Annotated in this window: 15 protein-coding genes; 8 read left to right on the top strand and 7 right to left on the bottom strand. The window is 52.1% G+C overall.

What is annotated here, in order from left to right; genetic code table 11:
• The 7 genes from QMG16_RS07665 to QMG16_RS07635 form a co-directional block, all read right to left on the bottom strand.
• Window positions 1-7,419: an RHS repeat-associated core domain-containing protein gene (locus QMG16_RS07665; protein ID WP_281793386.1), complete on the bottom strand. Its 7,419-nt coding sequence runs from the start codon at window positions 7,417-7,419 to the stop codon at window positions 1-3.
• A gap of 300 nt (window positions 7,420-7,719) precedes the next feature.
• A complete protein-coding gene (locus QMG16_RS07660) occupies window positions 7,720-8,625 on the bottom strand; it encodes an RluA family pseudouridine synthase (protein ID WP_281793385.1) in 906 nt (301 codons plus the stop codon).
• Between the two features lie 27 nt (window positions 8,626-8,652).
• Window positions 8,653-9,309: an HAD family hydrolase gene (locus QMG16_RS07655; RefSeq protein WP_281793384.1), complete on the bottom strand. Its 657-nt coding sequence runs from the start codon at window positions 9,307-9,309 to the stop codon at window positions 8,653-8,655.
• An 89-nt stretch (window positions 9,310-9,398) separates the two neighbouring features.
• Window positions 9,399-10,247 (bottom strand): ankyrin repeat domain-containing protein, encoded by an 849-nt coding sequence (locus tag QMG16_RS07650; RefSeq protein ID WP_281793383.1) that lies wholly within the window; start codon window positions 10,245-10,247, stop codon window positions 9,399-9,401.
• Between the two features lie 89 nt (window positions 10,248-10,336).
• Entirely contained in the window at window positions 10,337-10,984 is a 648-nt protein-coding gene (locus QMG16_RS07645) for a heme-binding protein (RefSeq protein ID WP_281793382.1), read from the bottom strand.
• 426 nt (window positions 10,985-11,410) lie between these two features.
• Complete coding sequence (locus QMG16_RS07640) at window positions 11,411-12,133, bottom strand: YidH family protein (RefSeq protein WP_281793381.1); 723 nt, start codon at window positions 12,131-12,133, stop codon at window positions 11,411-11,413.
• A 76-nt stretch (window positions 12,134-12,209) separates the two neighbouring features.
• On the bottom strand, window positions 12,210-13,037 hold the full coding sequence (locus tag QMG16_RS07635; RefSeq protein ID WP_281793380.1) for a cytidylate kinase family protein: 828 nt from the start codon (window positions 13,035-13,037) through the stop codon (window positions 12,210-12,212).
• A 632-nt stretch (window positions 13,038-13,669) separates the two neighbouring features.
• On the opposite strand from QMG16_RS07635, the gene QMG16_RS07630 reads away from it, so the two are divergent.
• The 8 genes from QMG16_RS07630 to QMG16_RS07595 all read left to right on the top strand — a co-directional run bounded on the left by QMG16_RS07630 (window position 13,670) and on the right by QMG16_RS07595 (window position 22,780).
• Window positions 13,670-15,370, top strand: a complete 1,701-nt coding sequence (locus tag QMG16_RS07630) for a GspE/PulE/PilB domain-containing protein (protein ID WP_281793379.1) — start codon at window positions 13,670-13,672, stop codon at window positions 15,368-15,370.
• Window positions 15,357-16,571 carry a GspE/PulE/PilB domain-containing protein gene (locus QMG16_RS07625; RefSeq protein WP_281793378.1) on the top strand — a complete coding sequence of 405 codons (1,215 nt, stop codon included), beginning with the start codon at window positions 15,357-15,359 and terminating at the stop codon, window positions 16,569-16,571. The genes QMG16_RS07630 and QMG16_RS07625 overlap by 14 nt, the downstream gene beginning before the upstream one ends.
• 10 nt (window positions 16,572-16,581) lie before the next feature.
• Window positions 16,582-18,003, top strand: a complete 1,422-nt coding sequence (locus QMG16_RS07620) for an ATP-binding protein (RefSeq protein WP_281793377.1) — start codon at window positions 16,582-16,584, stop codon at window positions 18,001-18,003.
• Window positions 17,990-18,355 (top strand): response regulator, encoded by a 366-nt coding sequence (locus tag QMG16_RS07615; RefSeq protein WP_281793376.1) that lies wholly within the window; start codon window positions 17,990-17,992, stop codon window positions 18,353-18,355. Before QMG16_RS07620 ends, QMG16_RS07615 begins: the two co-directional genes overlap by 14 nt.
• A 780-nt stretch (window positions 18,356-19,135) precedes the next feature.
• Entirely contained in the window at window positions 19,136-19,747 is a 612-nt protein-coding gene (gene wrbA / locus QMG16_RS07610; protein WP_281793375.1) for an NAD(P)H:quinone oxidoreductase, read from the top strand.
• 253 nt (window positions 19,748-20,000) lie between these two features.
• Window positions 20,001-20,177: a hypothetical protein gene (locus QMG16_RS07605; protein WP_281793374.1), complete on the top strand. Its 177-nt coding sequence runs from the start codon at window positions 20,001-20,003 to the stop codon at window positions 20,175-20,177.
• Window positions 20,178-20,404: 227 nt separating this feature from the next.
• Window positions 20,405-21,652: an IS701 family transposase gene (locus QMG16_RS07600; protein ID WP_281793373.1), complete on the top strand. Its 1,248-nt coding sequence runs from the start codon at window positions 20,405-20,407 to the stop codon at window positions 21,650-21,652.
• A 297-nt stretch (window positions 21,653-21,949) separates the two neighbouring features.
• Entirely contained in the window at window positions 21,950-22,780 is an 831-nt protein-coding gene (locus tag QMG16_RS07595) for a nitroreductase family protein (RefSeq protein ID WP_281793372.1), read from the top strand.
• Window positions 22,781-23,029 lie beyond the last annotated feature (249 nt).

The following is a 23,029-nucleotide window of genomic DNA, read 5'->3' as shown; positions in this document are numbered from 1 at the left end:
TCATTCCCCTATAATGCTAAAATATTTTAAAATGATGCCATGTTCTGGCACGACCACTTCAATACCCCCGCCAGGATTGGTTCCAAAACCTGGTGCTGGTCTCGTTATGAACGGTGTACCTGGTTTCAGGGTTGCAGCTTCGATAAAGTTAGCACCTGCAACATTTTCAGGTGGTATACCATATCTTCCTGCAAAACCCGGTGTCGAGGGATGCTCTAGAGCCCAAAACTGAGCTTCGCATGCAGCACTTCTCCCTGTTGTCCCAGTTCGATAGAGAGTTGCCCCTCCCTCCACCTGAGCACGTGAAGCCAAGGCTGCCTCACTACTGCTTTGTGTTGCAATACCCCAAGGTGTTCTTATCGATGGTATACTTTTACCTACTGACGACCGGCTACCACCACCGACGAGCGGTCCTGCATTGACGATATCACTGGGATCTCTGACAGGTCTCTGCAATCCTGATGGATCCACCCAATTCACCGGATCACCCAGGACATACCCATACAGGTTCGTATCCCCGCCCCGGAAGAGGATAGGATCCTTTGCGGTCCACCTGCCGGTATCCGGATCATAATCTCTGTATCCGAATCTCACAAGGCCTGTGTCCCGGTCGTAGAGGCCTCCGGCAAAGCCGAAAGGCTGGAATCCCGGGTTTGTATCGAGAAGGATTTTGCCGAAGACATCGTAATCGATTCTTTGAGCAACCTCGCCGGTGAGAGCGTTCACGACCAGTCTCGGACTGCCTGTCTGATCGGAAATGATGCGGTAGGTGGTCCCGCCTTTGATCATGTAGTCGGGTGCGTTGAGATGGCTACCGTAGACAAAACGGGTGATGAGATTGCCGTTGCCGTCCAGCTCGGCAATGGGGTTGAGCGGATCCTGGTACAGGAAGCCCTGAGCGAGAACGCCGTTGACTTTCTTGCCGATGCGGCGGTTGCGCCCGTCAATGAGGTACTCAACGCAGTTGCCGTTTGGCAAGACAACGGCAAGGAGGTTGCCGAACTCATCGTAGCTGTAGCTCGTAGTATCGGTCCCTTCGGTCTTGCTTTCCAGGTCACCGCTGGCGCTGTAACTGTAGGTTGTGGCGCCATACCGCGTAAGACGGTCCTGGCGGTCATAATCGGCGCTGTCCACTCCCAGTGTCCCAGTGTAACTCAAGCGGTTGCCGTTTGCATCGTAAGTGTACATGGCGACCGTGGTTCCGTCACGTTGGACTTCCTTGATGCGGCCGGCCGTGTCATATGTATAAGCATAAGCCGTTGTCTCTCCTGCCAAGGATTCGGTTTTTTCACTGATGCGCCCCAGCCGGTCGCGGCTATATTGAACGCCATATAAAAGTTCACCCTGGCAGAACACCTCAAAGCTTTCGGGTTCTCCAAACTCGTTGTAACCGTGAGTCGTGCTGGTATTCTCTAAAGAGGTGCCGGTGACAAGGCCGTTTTGGGCGTTCCGTGTGAGTGTCAGACTCCCCGCGTGGGCCAGCAGTCCATCGACATCGTATTGGAAGTTGATGGGTATGCCTTGCAAGGCGAGCCCTGTGATACGCAAGTTGTTATCATAGCTGCGCGTGATGCTTCCCGAGATCTCTCCCGACCAGCTCTCGACGGTCATTAATGGTCCATCGTACAAATAAGCCAGTGTGATCCCCTCGGGGGTCGCTATGGAAGCCAACTGGCCAGTTGGTGAATAGCTATAGCTCAACTGTCCGCGGGAGAACTGGACGGTACCGAGTCTCCCGCCCGCGTCGTAGGAGAGGAGGACTTTTTTGCCGTCCGGTCGGGTAATGGAGCTGAGTTGCTTATCCAGATTATACGAATAAAGGGTGCTTTCTATACCCGTGCCCACATCCGGCGGTGCGTATTCCTCTGTAAGGTCCACTGGAGTATAGCGAAATACGTGGATGAAATGTCCTGGAGGGGTAATAGAGGTGAGATTGCCTATGGCGTCATAAGTGAAGCTGATCTTCTCTCCGTGAGGCAGAGTCTTGCTCGTAACATTTCCGACCGCATCATACTCAAATCCCACAGTCCTGTTCAGGGCATCACTCAACATTTCGATCCTGCCCTGAGAATTATAGGAAAGGGTAGTGCGACGCAGGGTCTCCCCTTCGCCCTGGCTGATTTCCGTCAACCGGCCCTGCGGGTCATATGTGAAACGGACCGGCTCGATCCCTGCCATTTCGATTTGTCGCATCAATAGAGTATCAGGATCATACTGTGTGGTTGTAGTGCGTCCTGCCGGGGTGGTCGTTGTCACACTGGCGTGCGTCAGGTCCTTTCGTGTAAAATAACTTTTTCCGTTCAGGCTTTGAGTGTGGCTGGTTGCTTCCAGGATCCCGTTTTTATCGCTGTCAGTGTAGTTCACGGCATATTCGGTAAGAGATGTGATACCCGAGGGAAACCGAGTGGTTGTTGATTGAGTGCGCCGGGTACCATAAAGGGGATCGCTGGCGTAAAGAAAGGTAGAAACAGTGCCTTCGGGAGAGTGGAATATTTCTTTCAATCCATAGGGGTCAGTCTCTATGATGGTTGAAAGACCCGCTTTGTCCCTCCATTCGTGATAGCTGCTTTCCGTAGCTCCTTTCCTGAAGAGGCTGAAGCTGGAACGTCCTTCTGCGTCAGTAGTAGCGGCAGTTAGCTTGTCGCCATCTGTTGTTACAGCGAAGCGAGTGAGTGCCCCCACAGCATCCCGGGTGAGATAAACACGGCCATGTCCGTCATAACTATACTCAAACCGTCCCCCATTGGGGTCGGTTTTGCGGGTCATCAATCCAGTGTCGGAATATGCAAACTCGTAACTGTTTCCATCGGCATAGGCCACGCTGACGAGACGTCCATCACTCACCGTGAGAAGATTGACATCTCCATCGGGACCGACGATGGAAGTGACGCCCCCTGTACTGTCGCGTTGAATGGTGGTCATATTGCCAAAACGATCGGTGACTGAAATCAAACGGTCTTGATCGTCGTAACCAAAGTTCAGAAGCGTTTTGCCCGTGTCGAGGTCAACGGTTCTCGTATGTCTGCCATCAGCTGAAAAAACATAAGCCACGGATGACGATATGTCGGGGATAGCCTTTTCTCCAGGTGCCTGTCTGAAACGGTTTGAAATCCTGTCGCGCAGAAGATAGATGCGGCTTCCACAGGGAAGCAGTAGACCGCCGTGCTTTTCAGAGTAACAGAGGGCGGATACCTGAATACGTACTTTACTGACTGGTGCACCGGGGTAGGGAGCGGGATCGCCTGCATTCCCGGATAACCGGCGCAGGGTCCCGTCCGGTGTGTAAAGATAGATGCCGTCCGCGGCATTGTTATAGAAACCTGTACTGATGTACATATTTCCGAAACTGTCCCAGGAAATGTCATTCGGTCCGGTGATGGGGATTTGTTCACGGTCTCCTGAGGGACGGATGATATCTATTTTGTGTCCGAAAGTGCTGGATATGAAAAGCGAACCATCCTTTCGTGTATTTACGCCCCAAGGCCAGTAATATACGGAAACGACATCCGTGACACTGCCGTCGGGAGAGATTTTGGTAACAGTATTAGCCGCCTCCCGTGTCACATAGAGAGATCCATCAGGTCCCGCATCAATGTCTGTGATGTCGCTGCTGATAAATTTTGCGACCGTTTCTATTCTTCCTTCGGGAGTCACATGTCTGACATGGGAATTGTGTTGGCCGAAAGAATCCGTCTCAATGAAATAGAGGGTTCCGTCAGGAGCGAGGGTGAAGGCCATCAGAAATCCCAGGCCCACCTCAGTGGCAAGAGCTCCGTCATTGGCTCCGGGATTTGCTGCCGAGCCATTGCCGGCAATCGTTCGAATGATGTTGTCAGGCCCCAGTGAACGGATCCTTCTGCCACCATCAATGAAGAGAATACTGCCGTCGGCAGCCACGTTAATATCGCCCGGCGAAAGACTGATGGCCGTTTCAAGACCGGATTTCCCGTCACCATTAAACGAACCGCCGCCTGCAACCACCTCGAGATATCCAGCGTCGGAAGGTTCCAATATTTCCCCATCCCCCTTCCAGATAGTGTGGGATGCAGCGCTCAAACTATGGTGTTCGGATAAAGTCCAGCCTTCCGCGAATTGATTGTTGAGTGAGGGGCCTGCATGGATAACCAAATCGTAGTCGAAACCGAGAGATGCACTGATACTCTGATTATTGCGCTGTGCGATAACGTTGTAGCCCGTATTACCGAAAGCTCTGGCTAGAGTTCCTCCCCGTCCCGCACTCGCATACCTGAGGGGATAGTCGTAGTTTATCTCCACGTGGACCGGCACCTCTCCGCTCATCCTGTGTCCCAGATGATCGAATCCGTCCCAGTTCACAACGATGCTCTGATTTGGTTGGGGATCCAACTCATAATTGAAGACCCTTCCTGCTACCGAGACCTTTGCCCTGACTTTTCGGAGGATTTGCGGCACCGTACCTTCCGTCAAGGGGATGGTAATGGGATACTGATATCCCGGTGCACTTTGAGATTTATAATGGAGAGTCATTCCGGTGCCGAGAAGCGGAATATCTTCTTCAAAAATGCCTGACTCACACATGACTGTGGAACCGGGATGCAATTTCTGCTCGCAGGCATTCTGGTTGGGTGGGGGAGAAATGACCTTGGGCGGTCCAACTGCACCCTCCTCGAAATCCCATGGCCAATTACAATCCCACGGTGTGAAGTGATCAATTTTCACACGCCAGTAGGTTTTTCCTGGCTGATAAGAGCCATTGCCAGCGATACCCGCCACCTCATCCCCGAAGCTGCCATCTTTATTCAGGTCATCTGCACTCTCATCGCCGTTCGCGTCGAGAGCATCAGTCGTACCATCCCCATCGAGGTCCAGAAGCTTTATGACCAGCCCGTTGTCGTAAGGTACCCACACGGCTTTGATGCGGTCATAGTAGCCAACCGGTACCACTTCACCCACGGGAAACTCGAGAAAATTGTCAACGTACATGGTTACGGGTTTCGAGAAATGCACTTGGGATCGCTGTGCAACTCCATCGACCGTGAGGTCTACAGCAAAGGTATATGCGGAGGTAGAAGGCAGATGTGCCGGCATCGTCTCCGGTTTGACAAACTCCGTAGCGCGTACGGTAATGGGAGTGGTCACTGGCGATTCGTTGCCTTCCGTATCTTTTATCGTTACAGTCGTATCCCCGGAAAAAACCAAAGTAGTGCTGCGCACTCCATCTTCGTCCGTGTAAGCGCTCGACACATGGATATAACGGCTTGCGGGGTTTCCGTCGAAGTCTATGGTAGTGCAAGCCGTATCCTCCTGAAGCAGAAAAACGCCATCCACGGTATGGATCTGGTTCCACTCCGTGGATGCTTTTCGCTGCGCTTCCAGGTATCCCTTTTTGACGAAGCTGACCGTGAATATTCCACCGCCTTCAACCGGTAGTGTGTATTCTCCTTCGGCGTTGGTTATCGATGTACCGTATTCGGAGTGATCGAGAATGCTGACAATCACCTCCGGCAAAGGTGAACCGTCAATACTGTAGACAGTTCCGGTGATGAGGCTGAATCTTGCGGAGGAATACTCTTCAATGGTGGCGTCCGCCGGCACGAGAGAGCGGTATTTTTCGCCGAAACTTCCCTCTGGGAGTTTTTTTGCAGCGGGAGGAAGCGAGCTGTTCACGATAAAGGTCAGTGCGGGACTTTCATTTCCGGCTAAGTCCATAACCACGATGGAGACGCTCTCGCCGGACAGGGCGGGGATGTCTATCGTGAAGCCGCCGTCAGGGAATACGGTGACCGTCCTTGCCTCTTGAGTCACCTTGTTTGTCACCTTGATCCTCATGCCGGGCTCAAAGCATCCCGTTGCACCGGCTATACTTGCATGGCCGTTTATCACGGGCCCTACTGTCACGTGGGTGCTGTCGATGAGGGGAGGGGGGATGGTGTCGAGGGTCACTAGAAGGGGCAGTTCCTGTTCATTGCCAGCACGGTCCAGTGCGCGGATTGTAAAAGTGTTGTTCCCCTCCTGAAGCGTTACAGTGGAGGAAAATGTTAGATTTTGTAAAAAGGTGACTGGTTGGCCGTTCACTGTAAGCATTGCCGGTTCATTTACGTTTCCCATGATGGCTTGAGCCGGTTGATTGGTAATAAGACCATCCCGTGGGGCCTCCACAGTGATTTGGGGTTTTACCGTATCAATGGTAAAACGGATACCGGTGACATGGGCAGTGTTTCCCGTAAAATCCTTCACGGTAGCGCTCAATGCCGTTTCACCATCGGGAAGAACACTCTGGGGAGTGCACGAAGCGCCGTTTTCCTCAAAAATGCAGTTCACCTTCAGGGAGATGTTATTGATCTGAAAGACAAGAGAGGATGTGTCCACACCCGAGCCAGGATCCTCGAAATTTACCTCAATTTTTGGGGTATTCGTGTTGAGAAATTCTTCCTCGGAGGGAGAGGTGATTCTAAAGATCGGGGCAGCAAGGTCACTGTAAAGGGCCAATGACAGTAGATGTCCCATTTCTTTGGCAACCGGTTCCATGTAATGGAGTAGCGCGCCGTCCTCACTCACATGGATCAAGACTTTTGTGTCGATGCCCCATACAGAGTGATCGGAAGGGTTAAGGACGAGGGCCTCTATGGTGCCATGCCCCTTTGGGTTGAAAGGCTCCACTTCAAAGAGAACATGCCCCATGGAATCAATGCGAGTGAGAAGCTTCTTTTTTGCGATCCAGAGTCCCCCTTCTCCGTCCGGGACCATGGAATCGATTTTTCCGATCTGTATTTTAGTCCTCAGGATTCCGTCGCCTCCGTAGCAGTAGATGTCTTGCTCAGTTGCGACCCAGAGGCTGTCCGAGGTGCTCTCAAAAGCGATTTCTGCGATGTCGGCCTGTTTTCCAGGATCAATTGAAGCGATGGGGGTTCCAGTGGTGTCATAGGCCATTAGAGCTTTTTTTGTCGCCACCCAGATGCGCGACCGATGGGGGTCCATGGACATCGCCTCGATGAGATGGGGGAGGGGGGTCATGAATTCCGTGACGCCCTGCGAATTGAGCCGATACAAGGTTTTTCCTTCTCCCAGCCAAACGCCCCTGTCTGATGGGTCCACTGCCAGGACAATACGGTTACTCTCACCTGAAGGGATGCTTGTTGCCGACAGTCGTTCTCCTCTGCGGTTGTAAGCATAAAGGGTGGAGTCGGTAAAGGCCCAGACTCTGCCGTCCTCCTCGTCTATGGCAAGGGCGAGGACTTCTCCTAACCCTCGGATCTCAAGAAGTTTTACACCGTCTTTTCCAGAAAACTTGACAATCCCTTCTGATGTACCAATCCAGATCGAGTTCACGAGGTCCGGAACGGGTGCTCCTGCAGGTTGGGGCTTCACGTCCAACGTCAAAAGAACCGACAGCAACAGTGCCAAACCGATTGCCATGCCAATGGATTTTCTCAAAAACATGCCATCCTCCTTGCTTTTTTATATTGCGATCAGAAGATAGGGAAAGTGCAGTGGCTTCATTAGAATAATATTGTATATACAATGTATTGCTTACGGATTCTATCGAGAAATTCCTGATTATAGGAGAGGAATGTATTCCATTTTTTAGGGAGCCGGTGTGTCCCGATATGCCAGGATGGGGGAGGTGCGGGCAAACATTGAACAGCTTGCAGGCAGGGTTTTCATACTCGACGGCGCCACATTTCGGGTATGAAAACCCGACCTACAAAAACGGTAAATCAGCAGCCGCAGATTACGGAGTTAATTTTCGCTTTCAAACCGCAATCCGGGAGGAGGGGAACACTCGAGTTCAAGAAGATTTCCCGTTGCCGGGTGCTTCAGGAGGAGCTTATGTGCATGCAGAAGATAGCCGATGTCTCCCGGCAGAGCGGTTTGCGCTTCTTTGAAGAGGCCGCCGGAGGCGTAGAGGGGATCACCCACCAGTGGATGGCCGGCGGCGGCAAGGTGGATGCGGATTTGGTGCGGCCTTCCCGTCTCTATTCTGACTTCCAGGAGGGAGGATTCCTCTCGTGGTTCCAAAAGCTTTACCCGGCTGACTGCCCGCTTTCCGCTCATGCTGGCGGCATGCAGTGTGCCGAGTTTGGGGTGGGGAACGGGACCGATGGGAATATCGATGGTAAAGGTAAACTTTTTGGGGATTCCGGAGGCCAGGGCGCGGTAGATTTTAACGGCGTTCCTGGTGCGCCATGCGGCGGCGAGAAGGGATCGGGCCCGGACGGTTCGCGAAAAGAGGACCACTCCGGAAGTTCCGCGTCCCAGGCGGTGGACGGGCGTGGCTTCGGGGTAATGTTTGCGCACCTGCATCAGGAGGGTATGTTCGAGAAAGCCTCCTGCCGGGGCGGTGGGGAGTCCGTTGGGTTTGGCCACTGCAAGCAGATCCCTGTCCTCGTGAAGAACGGCAAATGAAAGGGGAACATCCGGTTCATCCCAGGGAGGCCGTTGCCATGTGAGCCACTGGCCGGGCTTGAGCAGGGAATCCGGGTGGGCTCGCATGCCGTCGAGAAAGACCTGACCGGCCTGAATCCTTTCGAGCCATTCCGCTTCCGAGGAATGGCGGTACCGCCGCGAGAGGTACGCGAGCGCGGTGGAGCCCTGTCCTGTGTCGCCGATCTGCTCGCGATATTCAAACCCTGCATTCAGAGCCATCCGGTTCGCTTCTTCTTCCGCACGGGATCAGTCCAGAAGTTTTAGGAGACTCATGGGGGTTTCGATGAGTGTCTCGGCACCCGAAGCCAGGAGTTCGTCGGCGCCGCGGAAGCCCCACAGCACGCCAATGGCCTGCATATGGGCCGCGACAGCCGTTTGCATGTCCGTGTTGGTGTCGCCGAGGTAGAGAAAATCGCCTGCCGGAATTTTCAGGTGATTTGCGATCTCCAGGGCTCCCGAGGGATCGGGTTTTCTCGGCACGGGAGGCCTTTCGCCAAATACCGGATCGAAGGTCCAGTGGGGCAGCAATTCCGCAACCATTTTCCTGGTGAATTCATCCGGCTTGTTGGACAGCACGGCGATCTTGATCCCGCGTTTTACCAGAGCATCCAGAAGCTGCGGGATGCCTTCGTAAGGTCGGGTCCTTTCCTTCCACCGGTTCCCATATTCCCATCGCATGGCGGCAAGGCATTCGGCAACGGTTGCCTCATCGTGCCTCTTGCCCTCCGGCAGCGCACGCCGGACGAGGTTCTCCATGCCGTCTCCAACAAAATACTTGTACGCTTCCACCCTGTGCGGCAAAAAGCCGGAGCGATCGAGCACATCGTTCATGCAATTTGCCAGATCTTCAAGGGTATTGAGCAGGGTGCCGTCCAGATCGAATATTACTGCCCTGTATTTCATGCAACACATCTTTTATGAAAAAGGTTTATTATGGCTCATGGCTCGTGGCGCATGGTTTATAGCTCGTGGCTCATGATGACATTTTTCATTCAATATCGATAACCTCTTGCGGAACGGGACGCCCCGGCATGCGTCAGAAGACTGTGAATCCTGTCGTGACTCAATGCCGAAGCATACCTGATGGCAGTGAGGTCGTTGAAATCCTTGGCGTTAATGTTGGCGCCGCAATTCACGAGGGAGTTTACAACGCCTATGTTGTTGTGAATAGCGGCAATGATGAGAGGGGTTCTCCCGAACTGGTCCCTGATCTCCATGTTTGCACCATTGGCAAGCAGGAGTTTCGCAATTCGATCATACCCGCCTTTGGCAGCATAGGTCAAAGCTGTCTGTCCTTCTTCATCCTGCTGGTCCAGATCGGCTCCCCTGGACACCAAAAGTTGAGCCATATCGTAATCACCGGTCAGCGTTGCAGCCATGAGAGCCGTTATCCCCTTCTTCTTCAATTTGGGGATTTGTCCGGAACTTTTCTCATTGACGTTGGCACCATAGGATATCAAGGTTTCCGCGATATTCGTGTGGCCGGACCACGAAGCCTGCATCAATGCCGTGACCCCGAAGACATCCACCAGGTTCAGGTCCGCACCTTTATCGATCAGGTATTCCAACGTGTCCTCGTGTCCGTTGAGAGCGGCATGCATGAGTGGTGTCATGTTTTCAGCGTCCCGTGCATTGACATCCGCTCCTTTGCAAATCAGGGTACCGACCAGGGAAGTATCACCCAAAGAAGCCGCCTGGATCAAGCCGTTATTGAGCTGTTCTCGTTTGACGGAACTCTTTTTTCTGGGCTCATTCTGACTTTGCGCCATTGCCGGCGACGTGGAAAGAAAAACAAAGCAACACATGACAAAAGCACCCAACAATCTTTTCCCCTGCCTCATCTCTTTTGACTCCTTTGAACTGTCTTCATCATTATCAGGGTTCCTTGGATTGAAGGTCCGGGCCAATGGAGTGAAGACCCTTCAATGTCTCACGGAGTTTTCCCTGCGGAAGCCGAACCGGCGACTCTGCAATCGACTTCCTCAAACCATCCCGCATCTGTTTTGATTAATGGTGCGCCTCTTCCCTCGGTCATGAGAGGAACGTGTACTTCAAATCTTTTGAGAAAGCGGGGGACATAGGGTGCACTCCAGAATACGGCGTAAGCTTCACCGGTTGCTATGTATTCAGGGTGTTTTTTCATCCATTGCTGCAGTTCCAGCCTGGCCTTGGTGAAATTCTCCCGCGAGTACTCTCCCCGTTTTCCCAAGGCAATGACCGTTCGCTTGGGCAGTTCGACAAGTTTGATTTTGCCTCGATCCGGCAGAATCCTCTCCTGATAGCGTTTCCCAAGAAAAAAGACCATCCGCGCCGGTTTCATGTGGCCTTCAACGGGAACGGTCATTTTGATGTCGTGCTCCTTGATGTAGGCGAAAAGAGTCTTGAAAAGCCTGTCACGATTCTTGAAAAAATCGCCTTCGGCGTCGGTGGCGACCAACGCTCTGGTGGCGGGAAGCGTTTTGACTTCTATGGCGCCCACTGCGGTTTTTTCAAATGCTGTCTCGTAGGAAAACGCATCCTGCTGAAGCGCCAAGACAAAGATCACGATAACGATCAAAAGCAGATGGAAGTTTTTCATTGTAAATTTCCTCGTTTGAATGGGCATCGGGCCGGACCGGTCATGGAACTCGAATTGCCGCAAAAGCCCAATGGAGCGCACGCAGGAGAATGAGACACGGCAAAAAGGCGAAACGCGGGCCGAAGCTTAGTTTTTGTTGATTCCGGTGCGTTTTCATGGCGAGAGTATATGATAAATGCCGGCCCATATGTCGGCCTCAAAAGCATTTCGGACGTTCAGTTGAAAAACTTGACATTTTATATGAAAAAAGGCTCATAGCTCATGATAATATCGCTTCTCAAGAGCGCTTCCCGCCTTCCCTGTCGCCTTGCATCGCATTGCCTTTTTTCATTCTTCGTTATGACCGCCCCGTCATGGGGGGTAATATCATTTTATACTGCGAACGGCTGCAAATTGAGAGGGCTGAGAGCGTAATGTCCTCTTTCCTCATTTTACCGTCACTGCCTCTTGTTCTGTAGCCGCTTGGCTTTCCAGTATCTTGACTGAACGGCTCGACCTCCAGTAACCGACAAGTCCGACAGACACCATCATCAGACTGCCTAGTGCAAGGGCTCCATCAAAAAAGGACCACCAGGAAAGACCAAAGAAACGAAAAAACGCTATGGCCAATGATAAGAAAGCCAGTCCGGTTCGTATAAGAGCGAGATCGGTGCGTCCGCGAGCCAGTTCCGTGCGCATATTGGAGAAGATGGTGCGTTTGCCGGCCAATTCGGTGCGCTTTTCGGAAAGCCGGCTGCGAAAACCGGCCATATGGGTTCGCTGGTCCGCAAGGTTGGTCCTGTTACGGGAGAAATCGGTCCGCAACACTGCCAGATCGGTACGTTGGCCGGCCAGGGTGGTTCTCTCTCTGGCAAAGTCCGTGCGAATGGTTGCCAGCTCGGTAGACCTTGTAGAAAGACGTGTTTGTTCGCGGACAAGAGCTGTCCTCTCTTGCGCCATGCCGGTTCGTTGCTGAGCCAGAGCATTTTCAGTATTCGCGTGTTCAAGGAGATCTGAAGTGGCTTCTGTTCTTTGCTTCCCGAGCTGATGGATTTTCTTCTCGATCTCTTTGCTTTGCTCTTGGATGGTCACAGAGTGTTCCAGTAACGACTGAATAGCATCCACTGCGGCTGTTAGCTCGTCGCGGAATTTACGCTCCTCCTCATCCATAACTTTTTAGCTCCTTCAGTTTGAGCGGAAACAATGCGAATTAGAACCTTGCGGCTCTTCACGGTTTAACACTCCCTCATGATTTCCCGTGTAAGATGCCGAATGTGGCCGCATAGCCGGGAGCGTATCTGATCTTTTCAACACCGGCTATCCCTGCAACAATTTCCGTCACCGTTGCGAGTTGCCTGTCCGCAAGGTAAGGACCGGAGAGATATACATCGGCACCCTCAACTTTTGCCCCGATTTCAAGATCGTAGGTCCGTGGATCCGTTACCAGGGCTGCCTCGACGGATGCAGCGAGAAAAAGCCTTTCCACCTCGGCCCTCGTTTCGGGAAGGGTCTGGAATTCTTTTTCCGATATGGCTCGATCCAAAATTCCACAGATCGCATCCAGGCTCATGTGTCCCAAGTTGATGTGCAGGTCGTAATATTTGGGATCACGAACGTCCCGGTAGTACATGAATCGCGCCCACCGCACACGCTCGTCGTCAGCCCTGGTGATGTAATCTCGAGCGGCCTTTTCATCGCAATCAAGACGCTTCATGGTCATTTTCACTCGAAGATCGAGAGGAGCATCGATGCGAACCTTTATGGAATGCTGTAGCGTCGGCAACAGGAAATGAGCCGAGTAACCATGATAGACCATGTTGTCCGCGAGAACTTCCTCCAGCAGGGCCTGTCGCATCAGAACCCAGTAGGGCCATCGCAATCTGCTGAACTGATCGTATGCCGAGATGGCGCCATCGAGCTGCTGCATCACGCGAGTTGCCAACTCGCCATGCCGATTTACTATTTTTGTCAGATCTTCATGAGAAACCTCGCGGATTCCCGTACGTCCAACGAGGCATTTCACCAATTGATAGACTCCGGACATGGTGCCGCGTGAAATGAATAGAATCGACATAAGTCAGCGCCCTTCCTAGAATTCCACCGCCTTCGCTGGTTCAAGCCGCTCCAGACTCACCTTTTAGAGCCTATCCGAAAACCCCCTGTAGACTTTGCGACACCCCCCTTGGTCCCCCCTCGAGGGGGGAATTGAAGGGGGGTGTCCGCTGCCGAGGAATGTTTTCGGATAGGCTCTCAGTGCCCGTCCGGAAATCCCTCGCACCGGCTCTCTTCCCAAAGGGGCGAGGGAGGTTTTCGGATAGTTTTTTATGGGGTAATGAGGATGTTCTACGCCAAAGCTGCGCACATTTCAATCGCTGAGGTCTTCGTTCCATCCTCTCTGCAGGTCCTCTCCGTTGCATGGATATTGTCAATATCGATCGAGGACGATTGTGTTTCAATATGGAATGCGAGTGAGCCAAAGGAGGACATGCGATTTCAAACTGAAACACTTTCCATTCCCATTTCAATCATAATGATCATATCCTTTCAAAGAAATCATGCAATTAAGAGTAGTTATCAATTTGGCGCAATATTTGCCTCTGGAGCCGGGCGAGACAAAAAAATACATAAAAGCATATATCGGCCATCAGATTTTCGTTCGCATCGTGACAATCTTGCTTCGATTACGTTGATTCTCTAGGATTAACTATGGCTTATGGCAGAATAACAGAGGGTGAGTTGACGGGAAAGCTCCAGGTCTTTCGGGTTGAAGATTCCATGTTCCAGAGGCTTGTCGACAGGGGGGTGCTCACCGGGGTAGAATTGGAGGAAATCTCAAGAATATCGCGCAGCCCCGCAGAACAGGTCGAAAGACTCTTGCTGACGAAGGGAATCCCGAAACATCACATCCTGCACTGTCTTTCCAGCCACTATCGTCTTCCTTTTATCGAATATGATGAAAAACTTACGGTTCCCGAAAACCTTTCAGCCCAGGTCGATTTCAATGAACTGAAGAAAAGACTGTGGTGCCCTCTTGGCGTTCGTGCAGGTACGGCTAAAGTCGTTATCTTCAATCCTGCCGAAAAATCTCTGTTGGAAGCAATCAAAAGAATCCTTCGGGTAGATACCCTGAAGTTAGTCGTAGCCCTTCCATCGGATATAATCCGGATACTGGAAAACAGTGGGGACATCAACCCGGGCTTTCCCGATTCTGCGGGGAGGACGCGCCTTGCAAAACTCCGCACCTGGCTTGCAAATGAGAGGGTGTTGCTCGCTCAGTATCGGACTACCCTGAGCAAAGGCCGGACTGGTCTTGCCTTCATACGTACCGGAGTTGCTTTCATATCGATTGGGCTGGTGCTGTTGAGAATCTTTGGTATCGGTTTCCTTACCATCCTGGAGGCGTTGCTCATTGTCGGAGGAGTGATAATGGCAGTCGATGGCGTTTACTGGTACCTCCCCGCCAGGAAAATAAATAAGAACCGCATCGATTACACCGGCACGGAACCGACATTTGGAACCACGATACTTCAGCTCGGCTATTCTGGTGAGACCCCAACATTCCGTCGGACTCCTCCCGTCGAGGGGGCCGAAAAACTTCGATCTTTATGGAATAGACTCTCTCCGGTCATGAAGCGCAGGTTTCTTGCCATCGACAGGACCGACCTGGCCGAAGAGCGGACCATCCTGGCAAATTACAGAACAAGAATGGCAAGAGCGAGAACCGGTCTCGCTTTCACCCGGACCGGCGTCTCTTTTATCGGACTGGGAATCGGCTTGTTCAGGCAGTTCCATGCCGGTCCCTGGTCGCTCTTCGATGCACTTCTCATTCTTTCCGGTGCGCTCATGGTGCTGGAGGGTTTCCACTGGTATGTCCCCGGTCGAAAAGCGGGGGATGAAAGTTTCAAGGCCGTTCAAAACATGAGAAACAGGACTTCCATATGGGAGTTCATGTTTCCCCCGCTCCATAGACAGGTGAACTCCGATCATCCTTCACCGCCCCTATTCTTGAACAGAGACCATGCCCTCGGGATATGGGGCACCACCGGCCTGGCGCTGGAGCGAACGTTGATCGCCGACAGACGCAATGTCAAATCAAGGCTTCGGACGATAATGGCGCGTTCACGGACCGGCATGGCATTCATCCGGACCGGGAGCAGTATTTTTTCTGTAGGGATGGTTCTCCTCGTTTACTTTGGTTTGGGCAGTACCATTTGGACTCTCTGTAATCTGGTTCTGCTCGTCATCGGACTGGCGTTCATTGCTGATGGGCTTTACTGGCATATCCCTGCTGAGAGAATGAAAGAAGAGTTTTCCTACTGTCTTGGAGACATGGAGATTGTTTTTGTCGATTACGCGAAGCCTTCAACAACGTGGCGAAAGGTTGAATTCAGCCATGATGACCTGTAGACCTTTTGACTCGGAGATCGAGCGGTTTCATCTCCTGTTGGACTGGGGTCTGCTGGATAAAAAGGAACTCGAGTCCATAGAGGAGTCCGCGGCCTACCGGGATGCGGATATCGAACAGATTCTCCGCTACGACTATCTCATCCCTCGCCGCAGGCTTCTGGAGGCCCTCGGCGAATATTATCAGTGCGCGTGGGTTGAATACGATGAGAGGATCCCTGTGCCGCCGGAGCTTCTTGCGGGCTTGAACCCGGAAAAGCTCTGCATGCAGGGGTGGTTTCCCGTGGCCAGAGAGGGAGAAAGGGTAATCATTGCCGCCTCGGATCCCCGCGATGAGCTGCTCATGAGCGAAGTGAAGGAATCACTGCATGTCGAACATTGTGAATTCCGCGTGGCACTCAGAGAGGAAATCCTTTTCTTCATCCAGGATTTCCTGAACGCCGATCCGGAACATTTGATCGGGAATGAACGAACCGGGCTGGCATTCTGGCGGAATACCATGGCGCGGTGGAGAACGAGATTGGCTTGCTACCGGACGGATTTTGCCAGTGCAAGGACTCATCTGAGCTTTCTCCGTGGAGGGCTGGGATTGATTACGATCGGCCGGACTCTCCTGCTGATCCGCAAACAGAGCCCATTCCTTGCCCTTTACTGGATGATGATCATGGTGGGGGGGCTCTTTGTGCTGTTCGGGCTTTTCAGTTATTTCAAGATCAAGAAGTCCATCTTGAGCCCACCAAAACATGAGACCCTGGTGGAAGTGACTGCTGCAACCCTCTATTTCCTTGAAAATTACCAGTTTGTGGAACAAAGGCCTGCGGATTCTTTCCTGAAGAGTACCATGCTGTGCCGTTTGGCCGATCTTTTACCCAATTCATGCGTATACATCGAGGCGTCACTCGACAATAAGGTACGCTCGTACCTGGCTCATGAGAGGACGTCGCTTGCCGCTCAGCGCACCGTGTTTGCGTGCTTTCGCACCATCTATGCCAGAGCCAGGACGGGCCTCTCTTTCATACGTACCGGCATTTCATTTGCCGGTATCGGTCTTGGTCTTATCGGCTACTTCGGTTTGAGCCTTTTTACAATCCTGGATTCCACGGTCATTGCGGCAGGGATAGCCATGGCGGTTGACGGGATGGTCTGGTACTGGCCGGTCAGGAAGGAACATGGTGAAGCGACGAAATGCGGCTTCATCCCATAAGGAAAAACGAATGAAAATTGTTCACAAGCTCATTCTTGTCAATGTCTTCGACGTCCTCTTGATCGCAGTGACCGGCTTCTTCGCATTTCACAATCTCAATCTGGTTCTGACCAAGCTGCGTTTCATGGAAATTGCCGACGACCTCAATGCCTCATTCCTTGAAATGCGGCTCTCCGAGAAGAACTTCTTTCTGTACGAAGATAAATCCGCGCTCCCGGATATCCATAATAAACTGGATGAAAGCGGCGCTACAATCGACTTCGCAAAGGAGGATATCGTCCGCGCCATTGGTGAGAGCAATTTTGCACGGCTCGAGACGAGTTTTAAGGATTATGCGAGAGCCATCAAGAATGCGGAGGCGGAAAATCCCAAGAATGGGGAGGTACAGGCAAGGGTTCGCGAACTCGGCCAGAAGCTCAGAGAGTTTTCGAGCCGACTCACACGCCTGGAGAGGAGCAAGCTCAATGAAATCGTATCCGGCTCCAGGACAGGGCTGTTCTCATCCTTGTGTCTCATCCTCCTTTCAGCTTTCGGCGTCAGCCAGCTAATTTCCCGCAAGGTTTTGCATTCCCTGAAAGACATAGAGAAAGTGGCCCGCTTCATTTCCGAAGGAAATTTCAGCAAAGTTGAATCCGATATTCCTCCCGACGAATTGGGGTCGGTCATGAGAGCGATCAATTCGATGTCCGACGAACTGAAGAATCGGGAGGAGATGATTGTTCAGTCGAAGAAGCTTGCCTCCATCGGCATTCTGACAGCGGGCGTCGCCCATGAACTGGGTAACCCGCTCAATAACATCTCCATGCTCGCTCAGGCTTACGTGGAACTCTATGATAACCTAAGCAGGGAAGATCGCATTGATTTTATGAACAAGGTGGAGGAAGAGACGGAGAGAATTAAAGAAATAGTCAAAAACCTCCTGGACTTTGCAAAACCGAAGGAATTGCATCTCAAGGCGGTTGGGATTAACGATACGATCAAGAAGAGTCTCAAGCTCGTTCATAACATGATCTGCGTGTGTAACATCGAAGTACAACCACTGTTGCAGGATGGGTTGCCGCCAGTGATGATCGATGAACACCAGATTCTCGAGGTTCTCATCAACCTGATCACAAACGCTATTCAGGCCGGATCGCCGAGGGATACGGTCACCATTACTTCTTCCCTGTCGAACGATAGAGGTTCTGTTGAAATTGAAGTCAGGGATAGAGGAAAAGGCATTTCCTCGGAACTCCTCCCCTATGTTTTCGATCCCTTCTTTACGACCAAGGGAGCCGACGGGACGGGGCTCGGGCTTTTTGTGAGCTACGGGATCATTAAGAATCATGGCGGCAATTTGATGGTCAGCAGTGAACTGGGAAAGGGGACATGTTTCACCATTCAACTACCTGCACATAACGATATGAAAGGAAGCAAAGATGAGCAACCATAGAATCATGGTCATCGATGACGAAAATATTGTGGGCAAGATGGTCAAGGCGGTTTTGGAACAAGACGGATATCGGGTGGAGGCCTTCGTCAGTGCAACACCTGCTCTGGCTCGACTGAAAGAGGAGAAATTCGACATTGTGATTACCGATCTCAAGATGAAGGGCAAAGACGGCATGGAAGTCCTGCGGACGGTCAAGGGGGAATCTCCGGATACAAAGGTCATCATGATTACGGCCTTTGCAAACATGGATTCAGCGTTAGAGGCCATGAGAGGCAAGGTTGACGATTTTTTCCCGAAGCCTGTCAAAATGAAGGATCTCAAAGCCAGTATCGGGCGTTTGCTCAAAGGGTAAAGGGCAGTCATTGGCAGAAACTGTCGATGCGCGAGAAGTAAGGCATCAATCTTGATACCGAAAACTGTAAGAACCTATCCGAAAACCCCCTGTGGACTTTGCGACACCCCCCTTAGTCCCCCCTCGAGGGGGGACTAAGGGGGGTGTCCGCTGCCGAGGAATGTTTTCGGATAAGCCCTAAGTACGCGGCCGTTCCTACAAGGTCATCAAGAAGTCGGGATCTCATCCGCGCGGAGTATAGTTTTTTTACAGGCTCTTGGTCGCCAGGGATTCACAGTCCGGAAGATCGCTTTTATCTTTCATGGCAGGAGGCAAGCTGCATTTTCCTGATTTGACTCTTGGGATGGGAAGGGTAGTGCGGGTCACTACGACAATCCTGATGCTACAAACGCCGTCTCAAAGCCGTCTTTGGCGCAAGACAGCCTTCCGGTTCATTTGGCTCCGAAGATTGTCAGAATTATTTACAGGCGGCTGTCTGAAAATTCCCCCCTTGAGGGGGGAAGGGGGTGTCAAGATTTTGCGAACCAGAAAAACACCCCCCTTGGCCCCCCTTCAAGGGGGAATCGAAGCAGGTTCGGCTCCCAAGCAGAGGAATTTCTTAGAGCCTATCCGGAAGCCTCCTATGGACCTTGGAGCCCCCCTTCGTCATTCCCCCTTCGAGGGGGAGTGTCCGCTGTCGAGGATAGGTTTTCGGATAGACACTTACCAGTTCCAGGAGCGGATCTTCGGGGGTGGCGTTTATGGTATTGGATTTCTCAAGATTCTGGAAAGGATTCTGCTATGAAAATTTTAGTGGCTTACTATTCCATGTACGGTCACATACATCGTATGGCCGGGGCTGTTGCAGAAGGGGCAGGCCAGGTGGAAGGCGCAGGGGTCAAGGTGTGCAGAGTTCCCGAGACCCTGCCTGAAGAAGTGATTGAAAAAATGGGTGCGAAGGAGAGTCAAAAAGCCATGGCTCATGTTCCCGTCTGCACCGTGGAGGATCTTGTTGAAGCGGATGCCGTCATTTTTGGAACTCCGACGCGATTCGGGAACATGTGCGGGCAAATGCGACAGTTCCTCGATTCCACGGGGCAGCTCTGGGTAAAGGGCTCTCTTGTGGGCAAAGTGGGAAGCGTTTTTGTGAGTTCCAATACGCAACACGGCGGCCAGGAATCCACGATTCTCAGTTTTCATATCACCCTGCTCCATCACGGAATGGTCATTGTTGGTCTGCCCTATGCCTTTGAAGGTCAGATGCGCATGGACGAAATCACGGGAGGTTCTCCCTACGGCGCTTCCACCATTGCCGGAGCTCGGGGAGAACGCACGCCGAGCGAAAATGAACTCGCTGCCGCAAGGTATCAGGGACGGCATGTGGCGGAGATCGCCTCCAAGCTGGCAAAGTAACCGCGCTTCCGTTGTTTTTCTCTGGAGGTGTTTCCGGGAGACGGACATCTCGAACGAACTGCCGCTCGATCCGACAATTTTTCCCTGTCATTAAGGTGGCTTGCAATTTTTTTTATAGAGCCTCTTGATTCATGAAAACTCGATTCTTATTAAATTGTCCATGTAACTAAATAAATGGTTTCGTGAGGTTGTCAAAAAATTAAGAGTGATTCATAGAGTATTGGACCTTATTCATGGGTCAAAGGAGGGAAACATGGCAGAGGCATATTCCCCCAAAGGGAGAACACAGTTTGTTTGGGTGAAGGACAAAGCCGGCAACGAATTTGTGTGCCCACTTGATGCGCTGAAGGATCCATCGAAAGTGGATAAAGAAGAGTTAAAAAATTGCATTGATGACGCAAAAAGCCCACAGCCCTTCGCCGGAGGGTGATCTTAGACAGCAGGGTGACCGCCCCCGGTCACCCTGTTTTTTATTCGGACCAACCGTTTCACACGCATCCCGCCGATGCCGGAGGGTATCTCTTATACATAACCAATGTCTCACTGCCATTCCCCTTGAGACAAATTCCTCCCTTGATTAGTACTACAACCGCCATATGTAAAATGCCGCACTTCCGGATATATTATAAGGTAGAGAAACCTTCGGAGGTAACGGTCATGACGTTGAAAGAGTTGGATTATTGGGAAGATTCTTTTCGGTCCTTTCATGCTCGTTTTTCTCATCTATTCCCCCGGGCGCAATCTCGGGAACAGTCGGCAAAATACCTTCACTCCTTGCTTGCACCCGTTGAGCGCAAGAACGGCTGGCAGATGGCTGAGGCCATAGGAGATAAGAGACCGGATAAGATGGAAAGGCTGCTTTACCGAGTGAACTGGGATGCGGATGAGGCACGGGATATTTTGGAGCAGTTCGTGATCGAGAATTTTGCAGACCCGGAAGGAATTGGAGTCGTAGATGAGACGGGTTTTATCAAAAAAGGTGATAAGTCTGTCGGGGTGAAAAGACAATACACGGGTACGGCCGGGAAGGTGGAAAACTCTCAGGTGGGAACCTTCCTCACCTATTCCTCGGCCAAAGGACATGTGTTCCTGGACAGAAGACTCTTTCTTCCCGAGGACTGGGCCAATGACATGGTAAGACGCAAGGGGGCGAAGGTTCCTGATGAGGTGGTGTTTGAGACCAAGCCCGAACAGGCCTTCTCGATGCTCGATCATGCCTGGAAAATGGGTGTCCCGATACGCTGGGTCACAGGAGATGAGATCTACGGGGATTCTCCGAAACTTCGAGCAGCTATCCAGGAGAGTGGACACTGGTATGTCTTGGCAGTCTCTTGCAATACCCCCGTTTGGACCAGGCGACCGTTGCTCCAACAGCCCTTGCGCAAAGGGATGGGCAGGCCACCCACAAGGGTACGGTTGGCCAAGGATGCTCCGCATGCCGGGACGGTGGCTGAGGTGGTGATGGGATGGTCTCCTGATGTCTGGAAGCGGTTCAGTGTGGCAAAAGGAGAAAAGGGACCGAGAACTTATGACTGGGCAAGGGTTCGTGTGATCGAGAGCCGTGGCAAGCTCCCCGGACCTGAGGTCTGGCTTCTGGCCAGACGATCTGTAGCCAAACCCGAAGAAATGGCCTACTACCTTTGCTTTGCTCCCGAGAATGTTCCTCTCACTCGTCTTGCCCAGGTGGCATCGACCCGCTACACCATTGAGCAATGCTTTGAGGAAGGCAAAGGAGAAGCCGGGCTTGATCACTATGAAGTCAGGTACTGGCACAGCTGGCATCGTCACATTACCCTCTCTATGATGGCCCATACCTGGCTGAGCTCGATCCGGGCTTCGGAGGAGGGGAAAAAAAGACGCAGAGCTGGCCGAGCTGACAGTTCCAGAGGTGAGGCGACTGCTTGAAATCGTTCTGCCCTTGCCAGTACACTCTCCTGAATTTCGGTTGGCCTGGTCCCGCTGGAGACGAAAAAGAAGGCTTCAGGCCCGACAAAGTCACTATCGTTCTCGATTCTTGGGGTGCACATTGAAGGTATGCTCATTCTAATCATATGGCGGTTGTAGTATTAGTGAGTGGGCAGTTCTCGATCTTCTTGCCAGGATAAAAAATCTGACAAAAAGACCGATATTCCCTAAAATGGAGAAGAATGTTCAGGGCCGAGGAATTTGAAGATCAAAGAATAAGAAAGGACTGACAACGTTATGGGTTTGATTCGCGTGGATATGGAAAAGTGTGAAAGGGATGGTTTTTGCGTCGAGGTCTGTCCGCTCAATATTCTGATGCTGGATGCAAAGGAGGGTCCGAAGGTCCGTCCCATGATGGGGCGGTTTTGCATTGCATGCGGCCATTGCGTGGCGGTCTGTCCTCACGGGGCCCTCGACAATGTGAGAACTCCTCTTGCGGAGCAGGTCCCCATTCACAAATACCCCGTTTTAGACTCCGAAACGGCTTTCACTTTTCTCCGCTCGCGCCGCTCCGTGCGTTGTTACAAAGAAGAACCCGTATCTCGCGAAACGATGCTCCGGTTGCTCGAGGTAGCCAGGTATACGCCTTCCGGGCACAACTCCCAGGGGATTTCGTACCTGGTAGTGGAAGGGAAGGAAAATATCCACCATATCAGCGAACTGGTGGTGGACTGGATGCGAAAGAGGGTCGAAGCCGATCCCCGGGAGGCGAGCCGGCTCGGAATGCCCGGACTCATAAAGGCCTTCGACAAGGGGGAAGACAAAATTCTGAGAGATGCTCCGCAAATCATTGTCGCCATGGGCGCCAAAGAGTTGGGGGCCGCAGCACAGGCCACGACGTATCTTGCGTTGGAATACCTGGAACTCTACGCCACCACTCTCCATTTGGGAACATGTTGGGCCGGCTTTGCGCAGGCTGCGGCCAAAGAATACGAGCCACTGATCGCGTTCCTGAAGATTCCCGAAGACAAACAGGTCAAAGGGATACTCATGGTGGGCTATCCCAGGCACGTCTATTACCGCCTTCCAGAGCGAAATCCGTTGGAAGTGGCCTGGTTCGAAAAGTAGCCGCTTTTCCTTGAAACCCGCTTTTCATCGGAGTCGGCATGCAACGATCTTCGTTACCGTCGGATTCAACCGGTGGTCTCACTCGTTTTTCTGCAATGGACCGGCTGTAAAATCGATCCCTGGACTCAAATAGGTGTTGTTCGACATCACAGTATGGATAGCGGTGATTATTTCTTCAAATGAAGAATCCTTGAGAACATATCCGACCCCACCCGCTTCCAGCATCCTTTTCCAGCAATAACGATTGAT

Origin of the sequence: Desulforhabdus amnigena, assembly GCF_027925305.1 — a bacterium.
GTDB classification, from domain to species: domain Bacteria; phylum Desulfobacterota; class Syntrophobacteria; order Syntrophobacterales; family Syntrophobacteraceae; genus Desulforhabdus; species Desulforhabdus amnigena.
Note: the sequence above shows the minus strand (reverse complement) of the source record. Positions and strands in the feature narration are given on the sequence as shown.

Coding starts and splice junctions, on each gene's coding strand:
- QMG16_RS07605 (WP_281793374.1), top strand. CDS start 20,001: ATGGCAGAGGCATATTCCCCCAAAGGGAGAACACAGTTTGTTTGGGTG.
- QMG16_RS07650 (WP_281793383.1), bottom strand. CDS start 10,247: ATGAGGCAGGGGAAAAGATTGTTGGGTGCTTTTGTCATGTGTTGCTTT.
- QMG16_RS07640 (WP_281793381.1), bottom strand. CDS start 12,133: ATGGATGAGGAGGAGCGTAAATTCCGCGACGAGCTAACAGCCGCAGTG.
- QMG16_RS07630 (WP_281793379.1), top strand. CDS start 13,670: ATGGCTTATGGCAGAATAACAGAGGGTGAGTTGACGGGAAAGCTCCAG.
- QMG16_RS07665 (WP_281793386.1), bottom strand. CDS start 7,419: ATGTTTTTGAGAAAATCCATTGGCATGGCAATCGGTTTGGCACTGTTG.
- QMG16_RS07595 (WP_281793372.1), top strand. CDS start 21,950: ATGGGTTTGATTCGCGTGGATATGGAAAAGTGTGAAAGGGATGGTTTT.
- QMG16_RS07655 (WP_281793384.1), bottom strand. CDS start 9,309: ATGAAATACAGGGCAGTAATATTCGATCTGGACGGCACCCTGCTCAAT.
- QMG16_RS07600 (WP_281793373.1), top strand. CDS start 20,405: ATGACGTTGAAAGAGTTGGATTATTGGGAAGATTCTTTTCGGTCCTTT.
- QMG16_RS07645 (WP_281793382.1), bottom strand. CDS start 10,984: ATGAAAAACTTCCATCTGCTTTTGATCGTTATCGTGATCTTTGTCTTG.
- QMG16_RS07635 (WP_281793380.1), bottom strand. CDS start 13,037: ATGTCGATTCTATTCATTTCACGCGGCACCATGTCCGGAGTCTATCAA.
- wrbA (WP_281793375.1), top strand. CDS start 19,136: ATGAAAATTTTAGTGGCTTACTATTCCATGTACGGTCACATACATCGT.
- QMG16_RS07620 (WP_281793377.1), top strand. CDS start 16,582: ATGAAAATTGTTCACAAGCTCATTCTTGTCAATGTCTTCGACGTCCTC.
- QMG16_RS07625 (WP_281793378.1), top strand. CDS start 15,357: ATGATGACCTGTAGACCTTTTGACTCGGAGATCGAGCGGTTTCATCTC.
- QMG16_RS07660 (WP_281793385.1), bottom strand. CDS start 8,625: ATGGCTCTGAATGCAGGGTTTGAATATCGCGAGCAGATCGGCGACACA.
- QMG16_RS07615 (WP_281793376.1), top strand. CDS start 17,990: ATGAGCAACCATAGAATCATGGTCATCGATGACGAAAATATTGTGGGC.